General features: G+C 57.3%; 22 protein-coding genes and 4 pseudogenes. 14 read left to right on the forward strand and 12 right to left on the reverse strand.

What is annotated here, in order from left to right; translation table 11 throughout:
• Positions 1-85 precede the first annotated feature (85 nt).
• Positions 86-1,048: pseudogene (locus MUBE_RS02635) on the forward strand (diacylglycerol/lipid kinase family protein).
• A 270-nt stretch (positions 1,049-1,318) separates the two neighbouring features.
• Positions 1,319-1,573 (forward strand): transcriptional regulator WhiB1, encoded by a 255-nt coding sequence (gene whiB1, locus MUBE_RS02640; protein ID WP_116539376.1) that lies wholly within the window; start codon positions 1,319-1,321, stop codon positions 1,571-1,573.
• A 58-nt stretch (positions 1,574-1,631) separates the two neighbouring features.
• On the opposite strand, the gene MUBE_RS02645 is transcribed toward whiB1, so the two are convergent.
• Positions 1,632-3,134, reverse strand: a complete 1,503-nt coding sequence (locus MUBE_RS02645) for a sensor histidine kinase (protein ID WP_116539377.1) — start codon at positions 3,132-3,134, stop codon at positions 1,632-1,634.
• A 49-nt stretch (positions 3,135-3,183) separates the two neighbouring features.
• The gene (locus MUBE_RS02650) at positions 3,184-3,399 is read right to left on the reverse strand and encodes a biotin/lipoyl-binding carrier protein (protein ID WP_116539378.1); all 216 of its coding nucleotides are present in this window, start codon (positions 3,397-3,399) and stop codon (positions 3,184-3,186) included.
• 217 nt (positions 3,400-3,616) lie between these two features.
• Between MUBE_RS02650 and MUBE_RS19745 the strand changes: the two genes are divergently transcribed.
• Entirely contained in the window at positions 3,617-3,691 is a 75-nt protein-coding gene (locus tag MUBE_RS19745; RefSeq protein WP_003416889.1) for a 50S ribosomal protein bL37, read from the forward strand.
• Positions 3,692-3,736: 45 nt separating this feature from the next.
• On the opposite strand, the gene rsrA is transcribed toward MUBE_RS19745, so the two are convergent.
• On the reverse strand, positions 3,737-4,042 hold the full coding sequence (gene rsrA / locus MUBE_RS02660) for a mycothiol system anti-sigma-R factor (RefSeq protein WP_116539379.1): 306 nt from the start codon (positions 4,040-4,042) through the stop codon (positions 3,737-3,739).
• Positions 4,039-4,701 carry a sigma-70 family RNA polymerase sigma factor gene (locus MUBE_RS02665; protein ID WP_116539509.1) on the reverse strand — a complete coding sequence of 221 codons (663 nt, stop codon included), beginning with the start codon at positions 4,699-4,701 and terminating at the stop codon, positions 4,039-4,041. The genes rsrA and MUBE_RS02665 overlap by 4 nt, the downstream gene beginning before the upstream one ends.
• A 274-nt stretch (positions 4,702-4,975) precedes the next feature.
• Here MUBE_RS02665 and MUBE_RS02670 point away from each other — a divergent pair, with 274 nt between their 5' ends.
• The 3 genes and pseudogenes from MUBE_RS02670 (at position 4,976) to MUBE_RS02680 (ending at position 8,818) form a co-directional block, all read left to right on the forward strand.
• Complete coding sequence (locus tag MUBE_RS02670; RefSeq protein WP_116539380.1) at positions 4,976-5,824, forward strand: SDR family oxidoreductase; 849 nt, start codon at positions 4,976-4,978, stop codon at positions 5,822-5,824.
• 4 nt (positions 5,825-5,828) lie between these two features.
• Positions 5,829-6,282, forward strand: a pseudogene (locus tag MUBE_RS02675) (YbaK/EbsC family protein); the annotation flags it as partial.
• Positions 6,283-7,039: 757 nt separating this feature from the next.
• On the forward strand, positions 7,040-8,818 hold the full coding sequence (locus MUBE_RS02680; protein ID WP_116539381.1) for a nucleotide-binding protein: 1,779 nt from the start codon (positions 7,040-7,042) through the stop codon (positions 8,816-8,818).
• A 521-nt stretch (positions 8,819-9,339) separates the two neighbouring features.
• Here MUBE_RS02680 and MUBE_RS02690 read toward each other — a convergent pair.
• Complete coding sequence (locus MUBE_RS02690; protein ID WP_116539383.1) at positions 9,340-9,522, reverse strand: hypothetical protein; 183 nt, start codon at positions 9,520-9,522, stop codon at positions 9,340-9,342.
• 151 nt (positions 9,523-9,673) lie between these two features.
• On the opposite strand from MUBE_RS02690, the gene MUBE_RS19265 reads away from it, so the two are divergent.
• Positions 9,674-9,835 carry a hypothetical protein gene (locus MUBE_RS19265; protein ID WP_165849656.1) on the forward strand — a complete coding sequence of 54 codons (162 nt, stop codon included), beginning with the start codon at positions 9,674-9,676 and terminating at the stop codon, positions 9,833-9,835.
• Between the two features lie 534 nt (positions 9,836-10,369).
• Here the strand turns inward: MUBE_RS19265 and MUBE_RS15410 are convergent.
• On the reverse strand, positions 10,370-10,540 hold the full coding sequence (locus MUBE_RS15410; protein ID WP_165849657.1) for a hypothetical protein: 171 nt from the start codon (positions 10,538-10,540) through the stop codon (positions 10,370-10,372).
• Between MUBE_RS15410 and MUBE_RS19750 the strand changes: the two genes are divergently transcribed.
• On the forward strand, positions 10,520-10,693 hold the full coding sequence (locus MUBE_RS19750) for a DUF222 domain-containing protein (RefSeq protein ID WP_165849658.1): 174 nt from the start codon (positions 10,520-10,522) through the stop codon (positions 10,691-10,693). The two genes, MUBE_RS15410 and MUBE_RS19750, sit on opposite strands and share 21 nt — an antisense overlap.
• 747 nt (positions 10,694-11,440) lie before the next feature.
• Here the strand turns inward: MUBE_RS19750 and MUBE_RS02705 are convergent.
• Positions 11,441-12,016 carry a DUF3558 domain-containing protein gene (locus MUBE_RS02705; protein WP_424399020.1) on the reverse strand — a complete coding sequence of 192 codons (576 nt, stop codon included), beginning with the start codon at positions 12,014-12,016 and terminating at the stop codon, positions 11,441-11,443.
• Positions 12,013-12,570 (reverse strand): DUF3558 domain-containing protein, encoded by a 558-nt coding sequence (locus MUBE_RS02710; protein WP_116539385.1) that lies wholly within the window; start codon positions 12,568-12,570, stop codon positions 12,013-12,015. The genes MUBE_RS02705 and MUBE_RS02710 overlap by 4 nt, the downstream gene beginning before the upstream one ends.
• 186 nt (positions 12,571-12,756) lie before the next feature.
• On the opposite strand from MUBE_RS02710, the gene MUBE_RS02715 reads away from it, so the two are divergent.
• Both MUBE_RS02715 and MUBE_RS02720 read left to right on the forward strand, forming a co-directional pair.
• On the forward strand, positions 12,757-14,511 hold the full coding sequence (locus MUBE_RS02715; RefSeq protein ID WP_116539386.1) for an ABC transporter ATP-binding protein: 1,755 nt from the start codon (positions 12,757-12,759) through the stop codon (positions 14,509-14,511).
• Positions 14,508-16,397, forward strand: a complete 1,890-nt coding sequence (locus tag MUBE_RS02720) for an ABC transporter ATP-binding protein (protein WP_116539387.1) — start codon at positions 14,508-14,510, stop codon at positions 16,395-16,397. The genes MUBE_RS02715 and MUBE_RS02720 overlap by 4 nt, the downstream gene beginning before the upstream one ends.
• Positions 16,398-17,052: 655 nt before the next feature.
• On the opposite strand, the gene MUBE_RS19755 is transcribed toward MUBE_RS02720, so the two are convergent.
• The gene (locus tag MUBE_RS19755) at positions 17,053-17,151 is read right to left on the reverse strand and encodes a PPE domain-containing protein (RefSeq protein WP_116539511.1); all 99 of its coding nucleotides are present in this window, start codon (positions 17,149-17,151) and stop codon (positions 17,053-17,055) included.
• Between the two features lie 548 nt (positions 17,152-17,699).
• On the opposite strand from MUBE_RS19755, the gene MUBE_RS16875 reads away from it, so the two are divergent.
• The 4 genes and pseudogenes from MUBE_RS16875 to MUBE_RS02745 all read left to right on the forward strand — a co-directional run bounded on the left by MUBE_RS16875 (position 17,700) and on the right by MUBE_RS02745 (position 20,316).
• Positions 17,700-18,221, forward strand: a complete 522-nt coding sequence (locus tag MUBE_RS16875) for a hypothetical protein (RefSeq protein WP_243632774.1) — start codon at positions 17,700-17,702, stop codon at positions 18,219-18,221.
• Between the two features lie 29 nt (positions 18,222-18,250).
• On the forward strand, positions 18,251-19,414 hold the full coding sequence (locus MUBE_RS02735; RefSeq protein WP_116539388.1) for a MalY/PatB family protein: 1,164 nt from the start codon (positions 18,251-18,253) through the stop codon (positions 19,412-19,414).
• A gap of 23 nt (positions 19,415-19,437) precedes the next feature.
• Positions 19,438-19,911, forward strand: a pseudogene (locus MUBE_RS02740) (HIT domain-containing protein).
• Positions 19,878-20,316: pseudogene (locus tag MUBE_RS02745) on the forward strand (nitroreductase family deazaflavin-dependent oxidoreductase). The pseudogenes MUBE_RS02740 and MUBE_RS02745 overlap by 34 nt, the downstream one beginning before the upstream one ends.
• A gap of 62 nt (positions 20,317-20,378) precedes the next feature.
• Here the strand turns inward: MUBE_RS02745 and MUBE_RS16880 are convergent.
• From MUBE_RS16880 to MUBE_RS02760, 3 genes are all read right to left on the reverse strand, one after another.
• A complete protein-coding gene (locus MUBE_RS16880) occupies positions 20,379-20,771 on the reverse strand; it encodes an alpha/beta hydrolase (RefSeq protein ID WP_116539389.1) in 393 nt (130 codons plus the stop codon).
• Positions 20,772-21,137: 366 nt separating this feature from the next.
• Positions 21,138-21,545 (reverse strand): hypothetical protein, encoded by a 408-nt coding sequence (locus MUBE_RS02755; RefSeq protein WP_116539390.1) that lies wholly within the window; start codon positions 21,543-21,545, stop codon positions 21,138-21,140.
• Positions 21,546-22,654: 1,109 nt separating this feature from the next.
• Positions 22,655-23,467: a uracil-DNA glycosylase gene (locus MUBE_RS02760; RefSeq protein ID WP_116539391.1), complete on the reverse strand. Its 813-nt coding sequence runs from the start codon at positions 23,465-23,467 to the stop codon at positions 22,655-22,657.
• Positions 23,468-23,643 lie beyond the last annotated feature (176 nt).

The following is a 23,643-nucleotide window of genomic DNA, read 5'->3' on the forward strand; positions in this document are numbered from 1 at the left end:
CGTAGTCACCCGAGCCACCGATCGCGCCGCTGCTCAGCAAACCATTACCCGGCCCGCATCATCGTCGTACCTAAATTTATGCGTCCTGCGTGCCGTGCTGATCGCCAACTCAACAGCCACGTCGACTACACTAATCTGGTTACCACCTACTGGTGCACGCACTCAAGAGCCGCCTTGAGCACACCAAGCACCGGGGACACGATACACAGCTCGCACAAGCAGCCGTTGAGGAGGAAGAAGAAGTGGACCTCGTCATCTACGGCGGCGACATGATCAGCGGAGTGGTCAATGGCTTACTCGACCGCTCCGGCACCTACAGCCCACCGGCTCGGTGCCGGCGATCGCCGTGGTGCCCCTAGAGGCTCGACGAACGTGCTGACCCAGTTGCCTAGACAACTCCTGCAGCCTATCGCTGCCACCAAACCGCTCTTCCAACTACTCGACGATTATCGGCGTTCTCAGATTTGGCGCCGCATCGCGCTGATCGACTGCGGCGAACAGTGGGCCTGTTCAATACCGGAATAGGTGTCAAGTAGCCACCGGTCGAGGCTGGACACACATAAGGGCGGCAAAATCACACCATAGCGCTACAGTCTGCATAGCAAGTACCCGCCGGATGAGTATACACGCGCCGCGAACCCGCTCTTACGCTGCATCCTCCCGGCCGCGAACCGATAACAGAGGTACGTTTCGTCTTCGTGTCCAACCCGAGTCCATATGGACCTATATGAACAACCGGTCAGTGTGGATCGATCCCGGATACAGCTCTGACTCTGGGCCGGGAGTGTTCACCCCGACCAACATGAAGCCGATACCCACTTTAGAGAATCGCCCGACAAATGTTCGCCAAACAGCCCACGTTTACATTCAAGCACCTCATCACCGCGGACGACGTGCCGTGCCTGCGAGTGACATCCACCGAGGCCCAATCGCCAGTTAGTTCGATGGAGACTATCTCAGCGTGCACGATACCATGACGTTCCAGGCCGTTTCGGACGTGCTGCCAGTCGTAGTCCCACCCGCCAAAAACGTATCTGAACTGCACTAACCAAACATTTGATGCACGCTTGACAAAGTAATTTGCCGGAAAAGCCAGCGGTAGTAGAGTGCAACGATGTAAAGACTTGGGTGCCAGACGGTCAAAGTGAGATTGCCCACGAGCCAACTCGCGCTATTGACATCTGTAGTGCCTGTGAAACGATCGAAAAGTTGCACGCAGAAATTGCGTAGAGGTACGGAACCTTTCTTGTGCACGCGTTAACAGCCGAAGAAAAATGCCCGTGCGCCTTGCTGCGCAAACGGTAAGGAGTAACAAAGTATGGATTGGCGCCACAAGGCGGTCTGTCGCGACGAAGATCCGGAGCTGTTCTTCCCGGTAGGGAACAGTGGCCCGGCTATCGCGCAAATCGCTGACGCAAAACTGGTCTGCAATAGGTGCCAGGTCACCACAGAGTGCCTCGCCTGGGCCCTTAACACAGGCCAAGACTCGGGCGTCTGGGGTGGCATGAGTGAAGACGAGCGGCGAGCACTGAAGCGTCGCAACGCCCGGACAAAGGCCCGCAGTGGGGTCTGACCCAATTTAGATCACTGCGGCCTCGACAATCGTCGGGGCCGCAGTGATCCTTAGTGTTCTATAGCAGCAACCGAGCCCGACGACCAATTGGCACCCGGAGCACCACATCAGTGCCGCGATCAGGGGCTTCTCGCATGCCCAACGAACCATCCAACTCGGAGGACACCAAAGTCCGCACGATTTGCAGGCCCAGGCTGTCTGACTGTTCCAAGTTGAATCCTTGAGGTAATCCACGGCCATCGTCGTGTACGACAACGTCAAGCCAGCGCGCTGAACGCTCGGCACGAATCGCGACAGACCCTGCTTGGGACACCGGGTCGAATGCATGCTCGATCGCATTCTGCACCAGTTCAGTGATCACCATGATCAGTGCCGTGGCACGGTCGGAGTCCAGCACGCCCAGATCGCCGACCCTGTTGATCCGGATCGGCCTGTCTACTGACGCTACATCGTTCATAATCGGCAAAATCCGGTCAATGACCTCGTCGAGGTTGACCTGTTTGTCCACCGACATCGACAACGCGTCATGAACCAACGCGATCGACGACACCCGCCGCACCGACTCGATTAGCGCTTCCCGCCCTTCGGCGTTGGCCATCCGTCGAGCCTGCAGCCGCAGCAGCGCCGCAACAGTTTGTAGGTTGTTCTTGACCCGGTGGTGTATTTCCCGGATCGTGGCATCCTTAGAAATTAGCGCACGGTCACGGCGCTTCACCTCAGTGACGTCACGGATCAACACGGCCGCACCCACGCTAGAGCCCTGAACTGTCAACGGCAACGTTCGCAGCAGCACCGTGGCCCCACCGGCGTCAACTTCCACCCGCATGCTCGACCCGCCGGCCAACAGATCCTGCACATGCTTGGCCACCTCCTGCGCCTCGAAGGGGTCCGATAGCAGCGGCCGGGTGACTTTCACCAGATTTCGGCCCTGTAACTGGGCAGTCAGGCCCATCCGGTGGAATGCCGACAACGCGTTGGGGCTGGCATAGGCGACGACACCGTTACGATCAAGGCGAATGAAACCGTCACCCGCCCGCGGTGTAGAACGCAACATGGCCACATCCCCTACGTCAGGAAAAGCGCCCTCTGCCAGCATGTGCAGAAGATCCGTGGCGCACTCCAGGTAGGCGGTCTCCAACTTACCGGGCCTGCGGCGCGCTGCCAGTTCGATTTGGTGCTGCGTAAGCACCGCTACCACCTGGTCGCCATACCGCACCGGAAAAGCCGCGACGTGCGGACCAAGCGGCAGCCACGAATGCTGCTGACCTACAGCACCTTCCTGCTGAACGGCGCCAGAAGCAAACGTCTCGGCAACAAGCAGCAGTCGATTGGCATCTACGACGCTACCCACCGCATCGGTCTGCAAAACTGTCGGCGCAGTATGCGGCCGGCATTGCGCGACACAGACCAGTACCCCGTCATCGCGGCGAACCCACATCAGATAGTCGGCAAACGACAGGTCGGCAAGCAGCTGCCATTCCCCGACCACCGCATGCAGGTGGTCAACAGCGTTACCCGGTAGCACTGTATGCTCAGCAAGCAGATCACCGAGAGTGGACATCAGTCACTCCTGGAACGTTTCTCGGCAGCAGATATGAAAACTCCAACGGCTAGCTGATCACGGCAATAAGGTCGCCGGCCTGAATCACATCGCCCACCGACACACTCACCTTGCTGACGGTGCCGGCAACTTCAGCGAGGACGGGGATCTCCATCTTCATCGACTCCAGTAAAACCATAACGTCCCCCTTGCCGACGTGGTCTCCCTCGCTGACAACGACTTCGAGCACGCTGGCCACAAGCTCAGCGCGAACATCCTCGGCCATTTTCACCCCACTCGTTTCGGCCACTGGCGCATGCTGGCTGCTGGTATCTGAAGCTTGATCAGGCTCATGTATATCGAACCATAAGACGAATCGCGCCTGCGGCGCGCGGGCTAGTGGTGCCCCATACGCCGCCGCAAGAACAACACAATGAGACACTGAACAACAACATCACGGGTGCTGGGTGCCCAGGATTTGATGCAACAACGGAGGTTTTCCAATGGCCAAACGAGGCCGCAAGAAGCGCGACCGTAAGTACAGTAAAGCCAACCACGGCAAGCGACCCAATTCCTAACCCAGCGTTCTCAGCAGCTGAGCAAATCACAACCGGGTGCAATCGCTACGGCATACTACGGATGATGGCGGTCTTGCGAATCTCAAGTTTGAGGCGTTCCCGTAGGCCTGCAGGCGCCTTCTCGCCTTTACACTTCGTCGCGATCAACGCTTTGATCCGCTCTTCCAGTCCATAATGCTTCAGGCATCCGGGGCATGCCTCAAGGTGCCGATACAGCCTCTCACGAGTCTCAGCGGTGCATTCACCGTCAAGCAGGGTCCAGATCTCGGCGATCACTTCCGCGCAACCAACGCCGCCACGGGAATAGCTGTCCTCTACGCTTGGGTCATCTGGGCCGGAAAACCCACTCACGACGACACCTCCTCGTGCGCTTGTGGGGCGCGGCAGAAACCTCGCTCCTTGGCCACCTCAGACAACAGACTGCGCAACTGACGTCTACCACGATGAAGCCGCGACATTACGGTCCCAATCGGCGTATCCATGATCTCGGCGATCTCCTTGTACGGGAAACCCTCAACGTCGGCGTAGTAGACTGCCATCCGGAACTCTTCCGGTAATGCCTGTAGCGCTTGTTTGACCTCAGTGTCCGGCAGCGCCTCAAGAGCTTCGACCTCAGCCGAACGCAACCCGGCTGAGGAATGCTCGGCGTTCAATGCCAATTGCCAGTCGGTGATCTCGCCGGTCGGATACTCCGCAGAGTGACGCTGCCTTTTGCGATAACTGTTGATATATGTGTTGGTCAGGATCCGGTATAGCCACGCCTTAAGGTTTGTGCCCACGCAGAACGTGCGAAACCCCAGGTAGGCCTTCACCATCGTCTCCTGGAGAAGGTCCTCGGCATCGGCGGGACTGCGCGTCATACGCAGCGCACCGCCATAAAGCTGATCCAGCAAGGGAATCACCTCGCGCTCGAAACGCGCTGTAAGCCCATTGTTGTTCTCGTCCGGAGACTCGGACTGCAGAACTTCCGACCCGCTCGCGCCGTCTCGGCCATCTTCGTAGTCGGCCATCTCGACTAACCCGGTCTCTTCGTTTGCGGTGACACTAGACAGCGCCGGCAACCACACCAGACTCACAAAAAAACAATTCAACTACCCCCGCCCAATAAGCTCATCGCAATTGACACCACAACTCCTCCCCAGCTAGTCTAGCGACTGCGACAGATATCATCTTCGCAGGTTCGCTGCTAATTTTTTTGAGTGTATTCATCTGCAGCAGTCAATAGCGTCAACGGGCTACTTCCAAGTGCCGCAATCCCGCCAGAAACAGCGTTAGTGTGATGCCATGTCCCTCAATGGCAAAACCATGTTCATCTCGGGCGCCAGTCGCGGCATCGGACTTGCGATCGCCAAACGGGCGGCGCGCGATGGTGCCAACATCGCCCTGATCGCCAAGACCACCAAGCCGCACCCCAAGCTGCCTGGCACGGTCTTCACCGCAGCCCAAGAGCTCGAGGACGCGGGCGGCCAGGCACTGCCGATTGTTGGGGACATCCGCGACCCGGATTCCGTCGAGTCCGCGGTGGCCAAGACCGTCGAGCAGTTTGGCGGCATCGATATCTGTGTCAATAACGCATCGGCGATCGATCTGAGGTCCATCACCGAGGTGTCGATGAAACGCTTCGACCTGATGAACGGTATCCAGGTGCGCGGCACGTATGCAGTGTCACAAGCGTGTATCCCACACATGACGGGCCGCCAAAACCCGCACATTCTGACATTGTCGCCGCCAGTACTGCTCGACAAGAAGTGGCTAACACCGACGGCCTACATGATGGCCAAGTTCGGCATGACGTTGTGCGCGCTCGGGATCGCCGAGGAAATGCGTGATGTCGGCATTGCGTCGAACACGTTGTGGCCGCGCACACTGGTGGCCACCGCCGCAGTACAGAACCTGCTCGGCGGCGGCGAAGCGATGGCGCGAGCCCGCAAGCCCGAGGTGTATGCTGATGCAGCTTACGTGATCTTCAATAGGCCGGCCCATGAATATACCGGCAACTCCGCGCTATGCGAGGACGTGCTGATGGAATCCGGCGTCACCAACTTTTCGATCTACGACTGCGTGCCGGGCGGACAACTGAGCGTCGACCTCTGGGTGGAAGAGGTCAACCCGCCGGGCTACACCCGGCCCTAAGCAGATGAGCGCGGTCAGATCGGCAACTCCCGGGATCGCAGTACCGGTCAAAGCTATTGCGCCACAAAAGATCTTGCAATTCAACGCCGTTACTGACCTACAGCAGTCCCCCGATACCGCACTCAAGCAAATACTCAAAACGCTGGTCATCACGCTGCACCGTGAGCTGGCCGTCGCGATATTGCCGGTGCTGTCCTGGTTGTCACTGAAGACGGCTGCTGCGGCGCTCGGCATGACCAAAACCAACATGGCCGAACCCGCTGCCGCTCAGCGGGTTACCGGCTATGTGATCGGCGGGATCTCTCCCTTCGGTCAGCGCCAACAACTGCAGACAATTGCAGACGTCTCGGTCTTGAGCTGGGACCGGATGCTGTGCAACGCCGGTAAGCAGTATTGGGAATGTCGCGGTGAGCCCACACAACCTGGTCCGGTTGACCGACACAATCACCGCTGACATCTGGGCTAGGTCAAACCAAACTCAGCAGGCGGGTATCGAATTCGCGCGGACAGGGTGCTGTGCGAGGTTTCACACTGAGGTTAGCGATTGGCGGGATTTCGGAAAACTCGCCGGGAAATCGTGCAGGATACCGATGCATCAGTGACAACCAGCTGCTGGCCGGACCTCTATCACCCTGAATTTCGCAGATCCGCTGGCGCTAGAGGCGTCAATCCGCATATTGATCGATCAATAGAATTTATAATAATCAGCCATGCTAAGCGCTCCCAGTCCACACCACTGTCACACAAACAACACCATACACATTGCGGAGCATCGAGCTACGGGTCGTTGACAATGCGACGGCCTTAACCCAACCCTAATTCCGGACGTCGATTCCGAGACGGTTCACGGCACTATCGACGGTAGACACCGCGATAAGAAATCGCAGCCCGCCCCACGGGCAAGGCCATCAGCTCCGCACCAGACGGCTATAGCGGCTCCTGCTCGTGCCAAACCGAAAAACCCCACCACATAGCGGGAAACCACAAACCACAGCCGCCATGATGTACGAGCCGAAGATGTCTTAGCCTTCGTTAAACGACCACACCAAACCTCAACGACTTTACCCTAACGTCAACCGTTCTACGTAACACTGCGTAATGCATTTATACCAACAAATCATGGCAAGCGCCAGTACGACCAGGCAATGGGCGCGCCTGCGAACTCGATTGCATTGCAGTAGGCTCCAGCCGACCATTAACCAGGAGCAATAGCCAATGACTACGTTTAGAGAACGACGCACCATGTTCGACGCTGCCGTGGCCAGCTACCAGTCCGGGGACAAAGCCAGCGCTGGGGCCGCTTTCGCGCGTCTCACCGTTGAGAACCCCGACATGTCCGACAGCTGGCTAGGGCGTCTGGCCTGTGGCGACCATGATCTCGACACATTGGCCGGGGCCCACCAGCACTCGGAAGCGTTATACTCCGAAACCCGCCGCGTCGGGCTCAAAGACGGTGACTTGTACGCCGAGATCGCTGCGCCAATGTATCTGACGTTGACAACGTGGTCGCGTGCCACAATCGGGCTTGCATACGCCAGCGGACTGATTACCGCAGGCCGCTACGAGGAAGCATCAGTAGCTCTCGATGACCCGGTTGTCACCGAAGACGATGACGCTGCTCTAGCCCGTCAGTTCGTCATGGCGACGCTGTTCCACCAGACTCGCTCTTGGTCTAACGTTTTGAAGGTGGCGGAGGTCCCGCCGCCGAGCAGCGACACCAATAACCCCAATGAGCTCATCGACGCTGTGGCGGCACTAGCTTCAACCGCCGCATCGAATTTGGGCCAGTTTCAGTTCGCGTTGGAACTTACCGAACAAGTCTCGACCACCAACCCACAAGTGGCCGCTGACGTGGCGCTTACCAGGGCGTGGTGCCTGCGAGAACTGGGCGACGATGACGCTGCCAGGGCCGCACTCACCGCCGCGCCCGTCAGCGATGTCCTGACGACACACAACACAACCGAGCCGGCTAGCCGTCCACAACCGACCACGTTTCGGCATCCCTACGACGACGGACGCGACCTCCTGGTGGCTCGCCGACGTCCGGCAGCCGGTGGCGGTTGGCGCAAGTTAGTAACTAAAGCGACCTTGGGGCGAGTCAATCCGGAACCAAGCGCCAAGGCCGAGCAGACCAATGAGTTGAATCGCCGTATCTGCGCCCCACTGGCCGATGTCCACAAGGTAGCGTTCGTCTCCGCCAAGGGCGGCGTGGGTAAAACCACGATCACGGTGGCGCTGGGCAATGCCATGGCCCGGTTGCGCGGCGATCGGGTGATTGCCGTGGATGTTGATGCCGATCTGGGGGATCTCTCGGCACGATTCAGTGAGCGCGGTGGACCGCAAACCAACATCGAACATTTCGTGTCAACACGGAACACCAAACGCTACGCGGATGTGCGTGTACACACCATCATGAACAATGATCGGCTAGAAATGCTTGGTGCCCAGAATGATCCGCGGTCAACATACCGACTTGGTCCTGATGATTACGAAACCGCGATGAAGATCCTGGACAATCACTGCAACGTGATATTGCTTGACTGCGGAACGCCGGTCAATGGGCCACTGTTCAGCAAGATCGTCAGCAGTGTCACTGGCATGGTTGTAGTGGCATCCGACGACGTGCGCGGTGTCGAAGGGGCGTTGGCCACCCTGGATTGGCTGGATGCACATGGGCATGCCAGGTTGCTGCAGCACACGGTGGTAGTTCTCAACGCAATTCGGAAAACCAAGCCCTTTGTGGATTTCGGAATCGTCGAAAATCAATTTAGGAAGCGGATTCCGGATTTTTATCGGATACCCTATGACCCGCATCTGGCCACCGGTTTGGCTGTGGAGTACACTTCCCTCAAGCGAAGGACACGGAATGCGCTGATGGAGCTAGTTGGGGGTGTGGCACAATACTATCCAGTCATTCGGGCACACCCACGCGATGAGGACGGTTTAGGAACCTGGATCGAAACGATACGTCAAGTGGAGATGACGGCTCGTTGAGCTGTACGAATAACACGTTACCGCGGACTCGTGAGTCCGCGGTAGCGGGCGCAATTAGCAAGATTGCAACTACTGTGGCATGCTCTACAGCATTGACGCCCAGCGAGCCAGCGCTGCAGACATGTGCCACGCTGCCTCAGTCGACCGCGAGCCTTAACGGTAGTGATGAACACATCATGATGCCGATCACGATCAGGCAGCAACCGGCGACCAGGATCAAAACCGCCATCGACTTGAGCGAAGGAAATGATCTTAACTCCGCCGTCGATTAACAATGATCAAGCTGGAGAAAACTTGCTAACCGCGTGCGGGCAATATGGTCGCCAGATAGCGTCGCGGTAAGGGCGGTCATCCCGCGGAACAGCCAATCCATGCTAATCCACAGAGCCAACAGTATGATCGACTCAAGTTTGCTGTGAAAGCAAAAATTCCAACACTAGCGATACAATGCCGCCGAGGAATGCTAACACTCTCACTGTGACGCCGGTGTGCATACCGAAAGTGACAAACACTTAGCCAATTCAGGATACCACCAAATAGATGCCAAACAGAACGCCCACCATCACCAGTGTCTTACCTGAACAGAACAGCACTGCGACACCCGTTACCACGGTCAGGATACCAATAAGAAGTAGCACTTGCCACGCGTTAAGAGCAAACTGGTGCAATAAACCTTCGAAAACGATTTTTTCGATGGTTGTCATTCCAAATATTATTAGCTAAAGCCGATGCAGGAGAAATGTCCGCGGATACACAATTCAGCATCGCGCGCAGTCGTCGCGAACAGAGCCCAGCTGCAACCGGTTACGGTAGGCAATCACGGGGCGCTGGCATTGAGTACCGCATTGGTGGTAGATGGCAGGCCAAGTCGGGCTTGCCGCGGCTGAGCGAATCTATGTCAGACGCATGCTCGAACGGCCATTCGTGCTCACCGGGCAGCAAGAGTTGGCCGATTTGCAACGCTCGGTGGACAACATTCGTCCGGTGTGGAGCTACACGCACGTTCCCAACAGTTAGGCCGGCGACGCGACCAAAGCAATTACCACCCAGATCAAGCGATTCACACCCGGTTTCCGGGAATGCATTGTAGCTACACAATTCACTCAACGACGCAGCTGGCTGCCTACGCCAACTATGTTGGCGGCGATACAATGGCCGTCGCCAAGAGCATTGGCTAGCTAGTATGCGGGTCTCGAATCACACTGTCGCCGTAAGGCAGCCACCCCACCAGGACCCCGGAGCATACGGAATGTGCGGCGCCAACACCGCCTAGGCCGCGCTTAAAGACCTGGACACGCCGAACGTGACGTAACGCTCACACGGCGTAGGATCAGAGTAGGCCATAGTGCAATCACTTGTGTTACCAATGGTTTCATTGGTTTCAAACGGCAGTTTTTTGTCGGTGTCTTCCGATAGTTTGGTGTTGTGAGTTGAGTTCATTGTGGTGTCGTGGATAGGAAGGTGATCACGGCTGCGTTGGATACGTTGGATACCACGGTACGGGGTAGCGTGGCGGCAGGTTCTTGCATGCGATTGCCGAGTGGACGCGGATCAGCCGTACCGAAGTCTCCCCAACGCATCCGTGATGCCACCGATCTTGGTGAACGGCACGTGATTCACCAGCAAACCATTACCGCCACAGTTAGCGGCCACCACAGCAGCCCAGCGTGCCGAACGACTCGGTGCCGACCAGATCTCGCGGTGATCCACCGGTTCTGCCACCAACTACCCGGCTGGATCGATGCGGCCATCCGTGAACGCGCCAAGGCTGATCCGGCCAAGCAAGACACCCAATACCGGTCCGAACACCTGGCCGGGTTAGCCGATCGTCTCGCCGACTGCCTCAACCCCGACAGGCATCTACACCGACCATGAATCGGGCCCGCCGACGCAGACTAGCCCTAAGCAAAAAGCCGACGGCATGTCGGCGCTACACACCTAGCTGACCCCTGAGGCCCGCACCATACTGAAGGACATGTTAGCCAAACTGGCCGCTCCCGGGATATGTAACCCCACCGATAACACCGCCAAACAAATACCCCCACCACAACCACAACTTAAGAAGTTCAGCTTCCGTGATAAGTAACGTGAAACACATGAAGGAAGTACACCGCCGCCTGGTGTTGGTACGACACGCGAAGTCATTGTACCCGTCGGACTTCCCAGATCAGACAGACGGCCATGACTGGCAACGAGCGCTCCACGGAGTCGGGAAAGCTGACCTGGCAAGTGACTAGCTGTGCACCAACGTGCCTGCTGTCGAAGAAGTGCTGTGCTCAACTACGAAGTAGGCCCGCAAGACATTAGCATACAGGGGTATCGGGACACTGACGTTACGCCGAGCACCTCTACGAGACCACCGCCGACACGGTGCTCGAAGAGATCAATGCAATCAGCAACAAGATTGTCACACTGCTCGTCGTCGGTCATGAACCGACGACATCCCTTGTAGCGCTCGCCCTGACCGGTGCCAGTATCAACGATGTTGCTGCTCAACCGTATCTAAAGAAAACTCCCAACGTCAATGATCATGGTACTCGACGCAGCCGGTTGCTAGCAACACTTTGAACGCTAGTTAGCGTGCCGAACTGATCGGCTTGCACGTGCCGCGCTGAACCCAATTTAGGAGTTGGTAGCCAACGTTAACTCCATAAGCTTGATGGCCTGCCCACAGGTGTCGATACCGGGTGTCTGAGGGTTGATCCACCAGCCAACCACTCCCGCTGCGTCGCTAGCGACACCGCACGCACCATTTGAGTCATCCGGGCGCATAACAATCGAATCCACACCCGCGATCGAACGACTCTCCACCTTGTACTTCAAAAAGTCAGCCACCTTACGCTCATTGGCAAGGCTGCCCTGTTCGAACCAAAACCGGGTGATGTCGATCAGGCCCGCCGGGTTGGCCGCCTGCCATCGGCAGATGGCACCGACAAACGTGCTCTGAATGTCAAGCGGATCAGCACCGACCGTCTTAGCCAGGATGTCAGTGGTCAGTACCTCACATTCCTTGAGTAGGTTTGGGTATTGCTGTTGGGAATCGTTGTTGCGTGGAACGCCACCCGAACCCGCTTTGATCGCCGTACCTTCAATTGACCTCGAACAACCGGCCACGACCAGCACCGCGCTGATCAACACGACAACACCAGCAAAAACGCTTTGCCTACCCCGCACACCGAGACGCATCCGTTCCATCATTTCGAATTCGCAATCGACTGGCGAGTCAGTTCCTTAGCTATATCACACGGCGGCGGGAAAGGCTTTTGACTGAAGCTTACCGACCACTCAATGAAGTCATCTTGGAACTGGATTCCGACTTCGCAGAGTGAATCACCCAGGCTGGGCTCATTTCCCACGGCGATGAAGCCACTGTAGCCGTTTATGCTTATATCATCAACACTCGCCCGTGACAACTCTTCGGTCTTGCGTTCACGCCCGATAGGGCTGCCGCGGTACCACGAAAATGAAAAGTGCGGGCCAAGAATACCGCCGCCGGCCAGCCATTGACAGCCCACCGAATTCCGGGCTGTGTTCATCAGTCCAGTCGCCTTCGTCAACTGCGACACCGTCTGACCACTGATGCCGCCGCACTGCGGGAACATCGGGCCATGACGGCCCGCCGCATTCCCCGACGTTGACGATATCGTCCTCCCCGGCTTGTTGGAGCTTGAACTGGAACACCCCGCAACCGTCGGAATCACAATCATCAAGGCCGACACCACCAGGGCCAGCACCCTCATGTTACGTCGCACTGCGGCTATCCTCTTGCTGAGCCTGCTGCTGGTCCACAGGATGCACTGTAGCGTTAGCCCGACGAATCAACCACCGACACGCCATCTGATCAGGCAATTCAATCCTCTTCGCGTTGACACGCGTAAGCACGGAATCATCCGGCGGTGGCGGCGACCGGGACACGTTCCATGTGCGACAGTTACCAAATGCTTCCGGCACTGCTGTACCAGTACATCCGACCGCACTTCCGACTAGTCGCGGTGCTGATGGTGCTGCAGCTGATCAGTACCCTGGCGACGCTATATCTCCCGACGGTCAACGCGGCAATCATCGATGACGGAGTCTCCAAAAACGACACCGCAACCATCGTCCGGCTCGGTATGGTGATGCTAGCAGTCACCGGATTGCAAGCGTTGTGTTCGATCGGGGCCGTCTATTTCGGTTCCCGGATCGGAATGGCTTTTGGTCGCGACCTGCGCTCGGCGATGTTCGATCACATCACCACGTTCTCCGAGTGCGAGACCACGCGATTTGGAGCGCCGACGTTGTTGACTCGAACCACCAACGATGTCCGACAGATCCAGTACTTGGTTCAGGTATCCGGCACCGTGCTGGTGACCGCGCCAATCATGTGCATCGGCGGTATCATCATGGCTATCCATCAGGAGGCCGCACTGACCTGGCTGTTGCTAATCAGCGTTCCGGTCTTAGCGGTGACAAACTATTGGATCATCTCGCACATGTTGCCACTCTTCCGTAACATGCAAAGTTTGATCGACGGCATCAATAGGGTTATGCGCGACCAGTTGTCCGGTATCAGAGTGGTCCGGGCGTTTACCCGTGAGCCCTTTGAGCGTGCCAAGTTTGAGCGGGCCAATGTCGCGCTCTCAACTACCGCGCTGCAAGCGGGTCACTGGCAAGCGCTAATGCTGCCAACTACTACGCTGACCATTAATATGTCCAGTGTAGCGCTGATCTGGTTTGGCGGGCTGCGTGTCGATAACGGCCAGACGCAGATCGGCTCGCTGACCGCCTTCCTAGCCTACTTCACCCAGACCTTAATGGCGGTGCTGATGGCGACTATAACATTGGTGGCGCTGTCTCGCGCATCGGTGTGTGCTGAGCGAATAACCGAGGTGCTGTCCACTCGCTCCGCCGTTGTCAATCCACCCTGCCCTCGCCTCCCGCGAGGTGGAGTCACCGGTGCCGTGCGCCTGGACGACGCGACGTTCACCTATCCGGGCGCAGATCGCCCAGTGCTACAGGGTATCTCGTTCACCGCGCTACCCGGCACCACAACGGCGGTAATGGGTAGCATCGGTTCAGGCAAGTCGACGCTGATTGCGCTGATTTGCCGACTGTACGACGTGACAGCCGGTGCGGTTCTGGTCGACGGTGTTAATGTCCGAGATTATCATACCGAGCGACTCTGGTCGTCGATCGGGCTGGTGCCCCAACGTGGCTACCTGTTTTCCGGCACCGTCGCCGATAACCTGCGCTATGGCGCGGCCCGCAATCAGGTAATCACCGACGACCAGATGTGGGAAGCGCTACGCGTGGCCGCCGCCGATGGATTTGTCCGGGCACACGACGACGGGCTACACATGCGCGTCGCTCAGGGCGGAATCAATTTCTCTGGTGGACAACGGCAACGGTTAGCTATTGCGCGAGCCGTCATCCGGCGTCCGACCATCTATCTGTTCGATGACGCGTTCTCCGCACTGGACATGCACACCGACTCACGGATCCGTGAGTCTTTACGCGAAATGTCCGGAAAAACCACAATTATTATTGTAACACAGCGAATTTCGACTGCAGCCCAGGCCGACCAAGTAATCGTTGTCGACGATGGGAAACTGGTGGGCTCGGGCGTCCACGAGTCGCTACTGACTGACTGCACCACCTACGCGGAGTTTGTCGACTCACAGGCGATCAGTGCCGACATCGGAGATACACAGTGACCGTACCCGCTGCTCTTACCACCCGGTCCCGCGACTTCTGTGTTTCGGCTGGTTTTTTGGTGAAAAAGCTGATGTCGCAACGTCGGCTCAGCCTTGCGGTGATCACACTCGGCATCACCGGAACAACGATCGGTATCATCGTTCCATGGGTCCTCGGCCACGCCACCGACCTGCTCTTCAATGGCGTCGTCGGACGACGGCTGCCTGCGGGAATCAGTAAAGCGCAAGCGGTCGCTGCAGCCCGGGCCCGTGGCGACAATGCCTTCGCCGACCTGCTGTCGAGGATGAACGTGGTCCCGGGTAAGGGTGTCGACTTCGTCGCGGTGGGGAGAACACTAGGGCTAGTTTCAGTTCTGCATTTCGTTTCTGCACTACTGACTTGGGCACAAGCCAGGCTGGCCAACGTTACCGTGCAACGCATTATGGTCGCGCTGCGTTCCGACGTCGAAGACAAAGTGCACCGGCTGCCGCTGTCCTATTGCGATACACAACAACGAGGTGAGCTACTGAGCCGGGTCACTAACGACATCGACAACCTTCAATCGTCATTGTCGGTGACGCTCAGCCAGCTGTTGACATCGCTTTTGAGCATGATAGCGGTGCTAGCAATGATGATGTCAATCTCGCCGTTGCTAACGCTGGTTGCCATGCTGACAATGCCGATGTCGCTGCTGGTGACACGAGCGATCGCGCGACGCTCGCAACGACTGTTCGTGGCTCAGTGGACGAGCACCGGACTTCTCAATGCCCATATCGAGGAGACCTACAGTGGATTCACGGTAGTCAAGACGTTCGGCCACCAGGCCGCGGCACGAGAACAGTTCCGTAACCTCAACAATGACGTCTGCCAAGCGAGTTTCGGTGCCCAATTCTTCTCTGGTCTGGTATCACCGACGACGACGTTCATTGGCAACTTGGGATACGTTGTGGTCGCTGTGCTGGGTGGCCTACAGATAGCCACTGGACACATCACGCTAGGCAACGTCCAGGCCTTCATTCAATACGTCCGGCAGTTCAATATGCCGCTGAGCCAGGTGGCGGGGATGTACAACACCCTGCAATCCGGGTTGGCCAGCGTAGAGCGGGTTTTCGACCTGCTCAACGAGCCCGAGGAACTACCGGACCCGGTGCTGACACTGCCGCCATCCAACGACCGAGGATCGCGCACCAGTGGTCGCGTGGAATTTCAGCATGTGAGCTTCGCGTACCGCGCGGGCACGCCGGTGATCGATGATCTATCGATGGTGGCCGAACCGGGCAGCACGGTAGCAATTGTCGGGCCGACCGGAGCGGGTAAAACTACCCTGGTGAATCTGCTCATGCGTTTCTACGACGTAGATTCCGGACGAATCCTGATCGACGGAGTCGATATCACCACGATGAGCCGACATGCGCTGCGCGGACGAATCGGCATGGTACTACAAGACACCTGGCTATTCGACGGGACAATCGCTGAAAACATTGCCTATGGACGGCAGCAGGCCAGCGATGACGAAGTGATGGAAGCTGCCAAAGCAGCCTACGTCGACCGGTTTGTCCACACACTGCCAGCCGGTTACCAGACCCGGGTCAGCGACAACGGTAGCAACATCAGCGCAGGCGAGAAGCAACTCATCACCATCGCACGCGCATTTCTGGCCCGGCCGCAGCTATTGATCCTGGACGAAGCAACCAGCTTGGTCGATACTCGCACCGAGGCCCTCATTGCACACGCCACCCGCGAGCTTCGCCAGGACAGAACGAGTTTCATCATCGCGCATCGTCTTTCAACGATCCGCGACGCTGACCGCATTTTGCTCGTAGCGGCAGGCAAGCTCGTTGAGCAAGCCAGTCACGCCGAGCTGCTGGCTCAGCATGGGGCATATTACCGAATGACTCAAGCCTGAACGCCCCGGCTCGATGACCAGGCTGGTGATCACGAAGTTACTGAGCGATGTTGATTACCATGCCCCTCACCATCGCTCTGGGCAAGGTTGCTTCTGGCTCGGCCAGCACCGTCAATGCGTTACAAGATAGGTCAATCGTAATCGTGCGCAAAGCGCATGTTTAACTGAGCGACAAGCCAACTCGTCTGTAAAGTCAATGGTTACCTTTGACAGAGCATTGCATTTCAATCGTCACAACGGCAAGAGCCGCTATGACCGTGACGCCGAACGACAAGACCAATATCAGTTCTTCGGTGTAAATACATTGCAGCATAGCTATTTTCATTATATCAATAGTTAATTATTCCGTCACGATCGTGGCGAAGTCGGCAGTAATGCCAGCGTTTTTCTCACTGCTGCATGTAGTCGTCCAACAATTTGTCGGCACACACTGAACCTACGAAACGGTCATGGCTTGCTTGGATCAGTACATAGAGTCAATCAGGCTCGCCGGAGCCCACACCCGAGGTGTGTCGTGCGATATACACACCACCTCGCTAACCCATGTTAGCTTCCTGAGCCCCAATGGGTTTGGATGGTGATCGGCGGCGACACCCACAGAGTAATCGCTGACAACGCCTCGAGCACCAGCAGCTCATAGCAGCCCGTCGTCACATTAAACATCTTCCATCCAGTACTGCCTATATTTGTCTTCAAGAGTCACTATCGCCGCAGTGTTTTGCCCAAACACGTTGTCCGTCTCCAGCCGATGAATCTACGTGCGGTTGACGCTGATGCACTTTGGGTTCACGCTGCACTGACATAAGCAAACTACCACCGTCACAGTTCCAGGGGACAGCCACAGCGTGCTGACAGGTCAAATCTAAAATAGGGTAGTACGGAATCCGTTGTGCCACTAACAACAATGTCGACAGCGCGCTACAGTGCCGGTAGGCGCCGACATGGAACGGGCTATCCGCGGTGGTCCGGGTCACGACGACATTAACGCCGTCGAAGATCGACTAGATCCAGCGCCGCCTCTCCGCTGCTAATAGCAACCATGCGCCGGTCTGAAAAAAATTATGTCAAGCTGTCCAGCGCGCAGGTGCGTGCTTTGAGCAGGTCAGGGTGGGTCTGTACACCCGAATCGTCGCTGATGTCACGCAAGTATCAGGACACAGTAGTTCGCATAGAACGCGGGACGTGGATAATCGGGGGTCACGTAGGACAACGTCGTGGCCCAGTTCGCGAAGCAAGACACCGGCCTGACCGACGGTTACCAACCTTTTCCCCTCAACCTTAGCGTGCAGCGTTGGAACCTTGATGCTCGAGGCAACCCACAGCTTGCTGGGAGTGCGCGCCACCGCGGCCACACACTCACTTTCGGGACAGAGTACCGTTGCCGTCACGTCAAGGAACAATGCCGCGTCCATCACTGACCGCGTAATCAGGCCATTAACGCCGAGTCCATGCTATGCCTGGTCGTGCGGCTCTAGTCAGATCCGATTGCGTTGCGGTTTCAGGCCGAACCTGCCACACCAGGTAGATGGGACGCGGATCGATCCACCGCCGTCGGACCTCAGCATCAGGGGAGACAGCCCGGCAACCACCGCAGCACAGATCACCACCGCACGTCGTCACCTCGACGGCGACGTCGACATCATCTTTGACCACGATCTACACCCCGAGCAGTGGCAGCAGTTCACCGATATCAAAGCACTCCTGCGCCGCTGCAGCATGTTGCGCTGGTTTAAGCTACCCGCGAGTATCAGGCGTGAAGACGTAGTGCATATTCAGCGTGCACAAGTGGGCTCAGCCACGTTGGGGTGGCTAGTACAGCGGTAACGAAAGACAGGAGGACACAGACTACTGACATGTATGACAACATCTTCGACCGGTTGACCGAGAAGCAGCTTCGGGCCCGCAACACGATCAAGTGGAACTTCTTCGGACCCGACGTGTTGCCATTGTGGGTGGCGGAGATGGACTATCCCACAGCACCAGCGGTGCTCGAAGGAGCGCGGGCCTGCGTCGAGAACGAGGAGTTCGGCTATCCACCGTTCGGCGAGGACACCTTGCTGAGAGCGACCACCGACTGGTGCCAACAACGTTACGACTGGCACGTCCAACCCGACTGTATCCGCATCATTCCCGATGTCCTCAAGGGAATGGAAGCCGTTATCAACTTCCTCACTCGCCTAGAAAGTCCGGTCGCGTTGCCCGTGCCCGCCTACATGCCGTTCTTCAGCGTCCTGCAAGTCACGGGCCGCCAGCTAGCGGAAATCCCGACGTTACAGCAAGATTCGGGACGCTACGTTCTTGACCTAGACGCTCTTGAGGCCGCATTCATCCAGGGGGCCGGATCGGTGATCCTGTGCAATCCGAACAACCCACTGGGCACCGCGTTCACCAAAGCCGAGCTGCAAGCGATCGTGGAAATTGCCGCCAGCCATGGCGCCCGAGTCATCGCCGATGAAATCTGGGGGCCACTGGTTTATGGACGCCGTCACATCGCCGCCGCTTCTGTGTCCGACACGGCCGCCGAAACGGTGGTTACGCTGACATCAGCCTCCAAGGGATGGAACTTGCCCGGCCTGATGTGCGCTCAGGCAATCCTGTCCAACAGTCGAGATGCCGAAGCGTGGGACCGAATCAACATGCTACACAAAATGGGAACATCGACGGTTGGTATCCGCGCCAACATCGCGGCTTACCAACATGGCGCGCCATGGCTAGACAAGCTGATCGATTATCTGCAGGCGAATCGCGACCACCTGGTGCGGACCCTGCCCGAGTTGGTCCCCGGGGTGAAGGTCAACACCCCGGAGGGCACCTATCTATCCTGGGTGGACTTCCGTGGCATCAACCTGCCGGTCGAGCCTGCAGATTATTTGCTGGCGAACGCGAAAGTGGCGCTGTCACCCGGCATCCCGTTCGGCGCCACGGTGGGCGCCGGATTCGCGCGGCTGAACTTCGGCACCACCCGCCCAATTCTCGATCGGGCTATCGAGGCGATCGCCACCGCGATCATCCGATGACTTGGGCTAGGTAACGCGGCAACATGTCCTGCATGTTCTGTGTGATCGTCGCCGGGGAAGCTGCGACTATCCGGATCTACGAAGACCACAACTACCTGGTGATTCTAGATATACGCCGGTCCATCCGCAGCCACACTCTGGTACTGCCCAAACAGCACACTTTAGATCTCACCGACACCCCACCGAATACGTTGGCCGAGATAATCGCCATCGGCCAACGTTTCGCGGAAGCAGCCCGCGTAACCGAACTGGCCGACGCGACGAACATCGCCATCAACGACAGTCGCGCCGTGCTCCAGACAGTATTGGATATTCACCTGCACGTGCTGTCATAACGCAATGGCTACAAATTGTCAGTCACCAAGGACATGATGCTACGCCGGAACCCGGACTGGGAAGGCACCGGACAGATCCTGCGGCAGATGCTGGCACAATTAGATACCACTCCCGCAAAACTGACCCCATGGACCTTTCCCAACGGATTAAGCAGCACGTAGGAGTGCAGCTGTTGAAGCTGCATGACGCGATCTACCGAAGCACCAACAATCAGATCAGGCACCGCATCCCCGGTGTACCAACAAGTTTGTTGCTGCATACTACCGGCACCAAGACAGGCCAACCACGAATCGCATCACTCACCTATGCTCGCTATGGCGACACCTACCTGATAGTAAGTGTCCAAGGGTCGTATCCTCGCTCTCCAAGACTGGTACCATAACCTCAAGGTCAAATTGGAGTTCGAGATCAACCTCAGGCCGCAATGATTCGGTGTGAGGGTAAAGCCTGTGCTACCCGACGATGCAGACTATGCTCAGATCTGGCAGATCGTCAACACGATCAATACCAACTACCGGCGCCGGACGTCGAGGCCGACACCGGTCGTCGTGCTGACCCGCCACTAACCTCGACACCAAAGGTGAATTCACGTCGAAGCTGCTTAACCAACGAAAGTCGGTAGCCGCATCTAGTCGAGGCAGCGGTTCTGGCAGTCGTCTGGCCTGCTGAGGCAACCAACCATGATCTGCCTGCCGCACTCGGAAGCTACTACCACGTCGTGGCCCGGACCGGAGAATCGCAGCACCCTGCTGTGCGGCAGCGTGACCGCGGCCACCACAGCCTGGCCTAACGGTGTGACCGCTCCGAGGGTGCCGGTGAATAACAGCACTGACACATTGCTGCGGACCGGCTCATATACACGCAAGCCGGTACGACCGACGTCCCAGATAACGCACTCGTAGAACGAGCTGCAGAGCCCACGGCGCCAACGACAACACTTCGACTGGTAGATCGGGCAGTGCTTGGTTGGCCGTATGGATGGCGGCGAGCAAGGCTGATAAATACCGCATCCTCTCGGCAGAACACACCATAAGTGAGGCCGTAGCCAATCATCTCTGGTAGCGGAATCACAACGAGAATAATTCGAGCGGCGGTGATTCCGTAGTCGTTGGCAATGACGTAAATGCTCTGCGGCAAGGCTGCGTAACTACCTACTGCTATGCTTACTTGCAAAATCAGGTTACCCAATTGGTAACCGTCAAGCATCACCCGACCGCCTCAGCTGACCGTAAGTCGGCGACACCACACTTTTAGCCAAGCGTTGAACCGTCGTCGTCAATTCATGGGCTAAGTCCGGACAAGCTGCAACACAGATTTTTTGAGCCGTACAGGCATCAAAAGCGCACAAACCCCTTCCACCGCGCTCGACCACCGCTGCATCAATGCATTAGTCTGTGGCGGAAACAAGAAGTCGACGGACAACGCTATGGATGCCTTCAGGGCGGTCGCCATGAAGTTGAAACGCCAGATAACTGGCGCACAACATGCCGTAGACAGTCCATTTACCGATATTCAGAGTCGTGCGCAAATCGAGTATATTAGCAGCGTTTTTGGTGGTGTTGTAGGCGCTTAGGTCGTAACCATTGGAATACAGCCGGGTGCGACGCTCCCAGACCGCATCGAGATCCTGGCCCTCCATCGACTGTGGTTGGATGGGCCTTCCAGCCGAATCATCCATGGAGTGATCCAGCTCTGGGCAACTCAGCAACAAGTTGGAATGCAACATACCGCGCTGGTCGACGAAGACAACGTCACGATCGCGATTGCGGCCAAATCGTGTCCAGTGAATCCGCACTCACCAACGCGGACCTCCGAACATGCTAGTCAGATAGGCCCTCGGATCCCGTGACTGCGCCCTAGCCCAGGCTACCGCAAACTTGGTCTTCCTACCGCACGGGCTGACACGACTCTGAGGTACTGGCAGGAAACCGCAGCTGAATTCACTGCCGAGATCCAACTTCAGATAGCCAGAGTAGTTGGGCAAAAGGCAAGGCACGGAATCTAAAACACTAACCGTGAATTCAGCGCTGTCCGTGCTGTCGACATGCACGCAACCGGAGAGCACGATGGTAATGGCGGCTACCGGAACTGCCCACTGCTCTCGACGAAGCAGAGGATCGGACGTCGGAACCGGTATGCACGTAACCACACTGACACCGTACCGACGCTCGCCTAATAAATTCTCGATGTCTTATTGATGTGTAACTTTGCCATCTAACACGAAGACTTAGTGAGGTTCGTGGTCAACTAGCAAGGCGAAAGGGTGACCTGCTAGTTCATGTCCCTCGAATTGATGGATGGCCGCGATTTTTGCCTCTGAGGCTAGAATTAACGGCGTAGTAAACGTCGTCCAGTGGTATCGATCCAATCCGATCTATACACCGCCAGTCGCCTAGCAACGGTGCTAGCCGCTCTAGTTACCTCCAACTCAGAGCTGGCCAACATACCGGGCAACGTCCAATCTCTTGAAAAATTCTCCTCCGACCTGCAAACCGACCTGCGCACATTGGAATGCAATCTTTCAGCACTGACAACGAGGTTGAAGCTTCGTGCGACTGTGCGCTCAAAAATCACCTGTACCGAGTCATCGCCGTCCTCCAATGCGGAAATACTGTTGTCGAACACGTACTCATTCGTAGGTTAACTTAGCCCGTAGAGCAATGCGACAAGGCCGTCATGTAGCAGCTCGATTTCGGATTACTGATCGGATCTCCGACAAGCGGCAGCCAACAATCTCGTGCGTTCCAGCACCTCTAGCGCCAGACCTCGGACGCCAATCATCTCCTCACTGGGCATAGCCCGTGATACCACTTCACCGTAGCTACCGAATGAACTTGCCGTCCAATCCGATCAGCTGAATCCGTACCGGTTACACTAGCACTGGAATCTACAACCGTCTTCACGCTACTCAATTCCCGCCAGATTTTTGGCATCATGGAAAATTTCGTCGAGCATTGCCGGCGTCAACCTACCAGTGAACATATTCTGCTGGCTCGGGTGGTAGCAGCCAAGCAAGCACACACCGGAAGGCAGCTGCACTACAACGCCATGGCCGAACCGTGGCTTGCGTATTCCGAAATCGCCCGGCAGTCGCAGCGCGACCTGCCAGGCAAATCCACCCAGGGCGACGATTGCCCGCACATGCTCGGACACCAGCCGCCATTCGGCATCCAGCCAAGGCAAGCAGGTCACCAGCTCCGTCGACGTCGGAGCGTTGCCCGGCGGCGCGCACCGTACCGGTGCAGTGATCCGAATCTGATTGGCCTGCAACCCGTCTGCAGCGTCCACGCTGATCGGTGAGTTCACCAGCTCGGCCCGGTACAGTGCCATGTACAACTGGTCTCCAGAACGGTCGCCGGTGAATATCCGCCCAGTCCGGTTGGCGCCGTGCGCGGCAGGCGCTAGCCCCAAGATCAACAGCCGCGGCTGCTCCGATCCCCATCCCGGCACCGGCCGCCCCCAATAGGGTTGATCGGCAAAGGCTCGGCGTTTGACGACAGCAACCTCCTCACGCCAGTTAACCAACCGTGGGCAAGCTCGACACACGCTGATTTGCGCGTTGAGTTCGGGAATCGAGCTTGCTCCACCCGCCAACACCAAAACCTCCTCAGCATCGGCGGCAACCCGGGTCCGCGGCGTGGCCGAATCGCCCGGCCAGCCAGTTCCGGGTCCCACCGGAGAATCAAACGCCTGGCCAGTATTTAGAGGGATGGGCACACTAACATCAAAGCATTAAGCACAGTCCGGCAGCGAATGAGCCTCAATCTACTGAAATTCGGTGGTTCAGCGTACGGTTTCGGCATTAAATTCAACCTCGCAGGAGAAACAACAACCGCGGCCCGGCGTTCCTGATCCTGTCTGCCGCGTTAGTGACATGCGTGGGCAATAGCACT

The organism is Mycobacterium uberis (assembly GCF_003408705.1).
Lineage (GTDB): Bacteria > Actinomycetota > Actinomycetes > Mycobacteriales > Mycobacteriaceae > Mycobacterium > Mycobacterium uberis.

Coding starts and splice junctions, on each gene's coding strand:
- MUBE_RS02670 (WP_116539380.1), top strand. CDS start 4,976: ATGTCCCTCAATGGCAAAACCATGTTCATCTCGGGCGCCAGTCGCGGC.
- MUBE_RS02645 (WP_116539377.1), bottom strand. CDS start 3,134: ATGTCCACTCTCGGTGATCTGCTTGCTGAGCATACAGTGCTACCGGGT.
- MUBE_RS02715 (WP_116539386.1), top strand. CDS start 12,757: ATGCTTCCGGCACTGCTGTACCAGTACATCCGACCGCACTTCCGACTA.
- MUBE_RS02665 (WP_116539509.1), bottom strand. CDS start 4,701: ATGGCCGACTACGAAGATGGCCGAGACGGCGCGAGCGGGTCGGAAGTT.
- MUBE_RS02650 (WP_116539378.1), bottom strand. CDS start 3,399: ATGGCCGAGGATGTTCGCGCTGAGCTTGTGGCCAGCGTGCTCGAAGTC.
- MUBE_RS16875 (WP_243632774.1), top strand. CDS start 17,700: ATGCTCGAGGCAACCCACAGCTTGCTGGGAGTGCGCGCCACCGCGGCC.
- MUBE_RS02680 (WP_116539381.1), top strand. CDS start 7,040: ATGACTACGTTTAGAGAACGACGCACCATGTTCGACGCTGCCGTGGCC.
- MUBE_RS02735 (WP_116539388.1), top strand. CDS start 18,251: ATGTATGACAACATCTTCGACCGGTTGACCGAGAAGCAGCTTCGGGCC.
- MUBE_RS19265 (WP_165849656.1), top strand. CDS start 9,674: ATGGCAGGCCAAGTCGGGCTTGCCGCGGCTGAGCGAATCTATGTCAGA.
- whiB1 (WP_116539376.1), top strand. CDS start 1,319: ATGGATTGGCGCCACAAGGCGGTCTGTCGCGACGAAGATCCGGAGCTG.
- MUBE_RS02690 (WP_116539383.1), bottom strand. CDS start 9,522: ATGACAACCATCGAAAAAATCGTTTTCGAAGGTTTATTGCACCAGTTT.
- MUBE_RS02705 (WP_424399020.1), bottom strand. CDS start 12,016: ATGATGGAACGGATGCGTCTCGGTGTGCGGGGTAGGCAAAGCGTTTTT.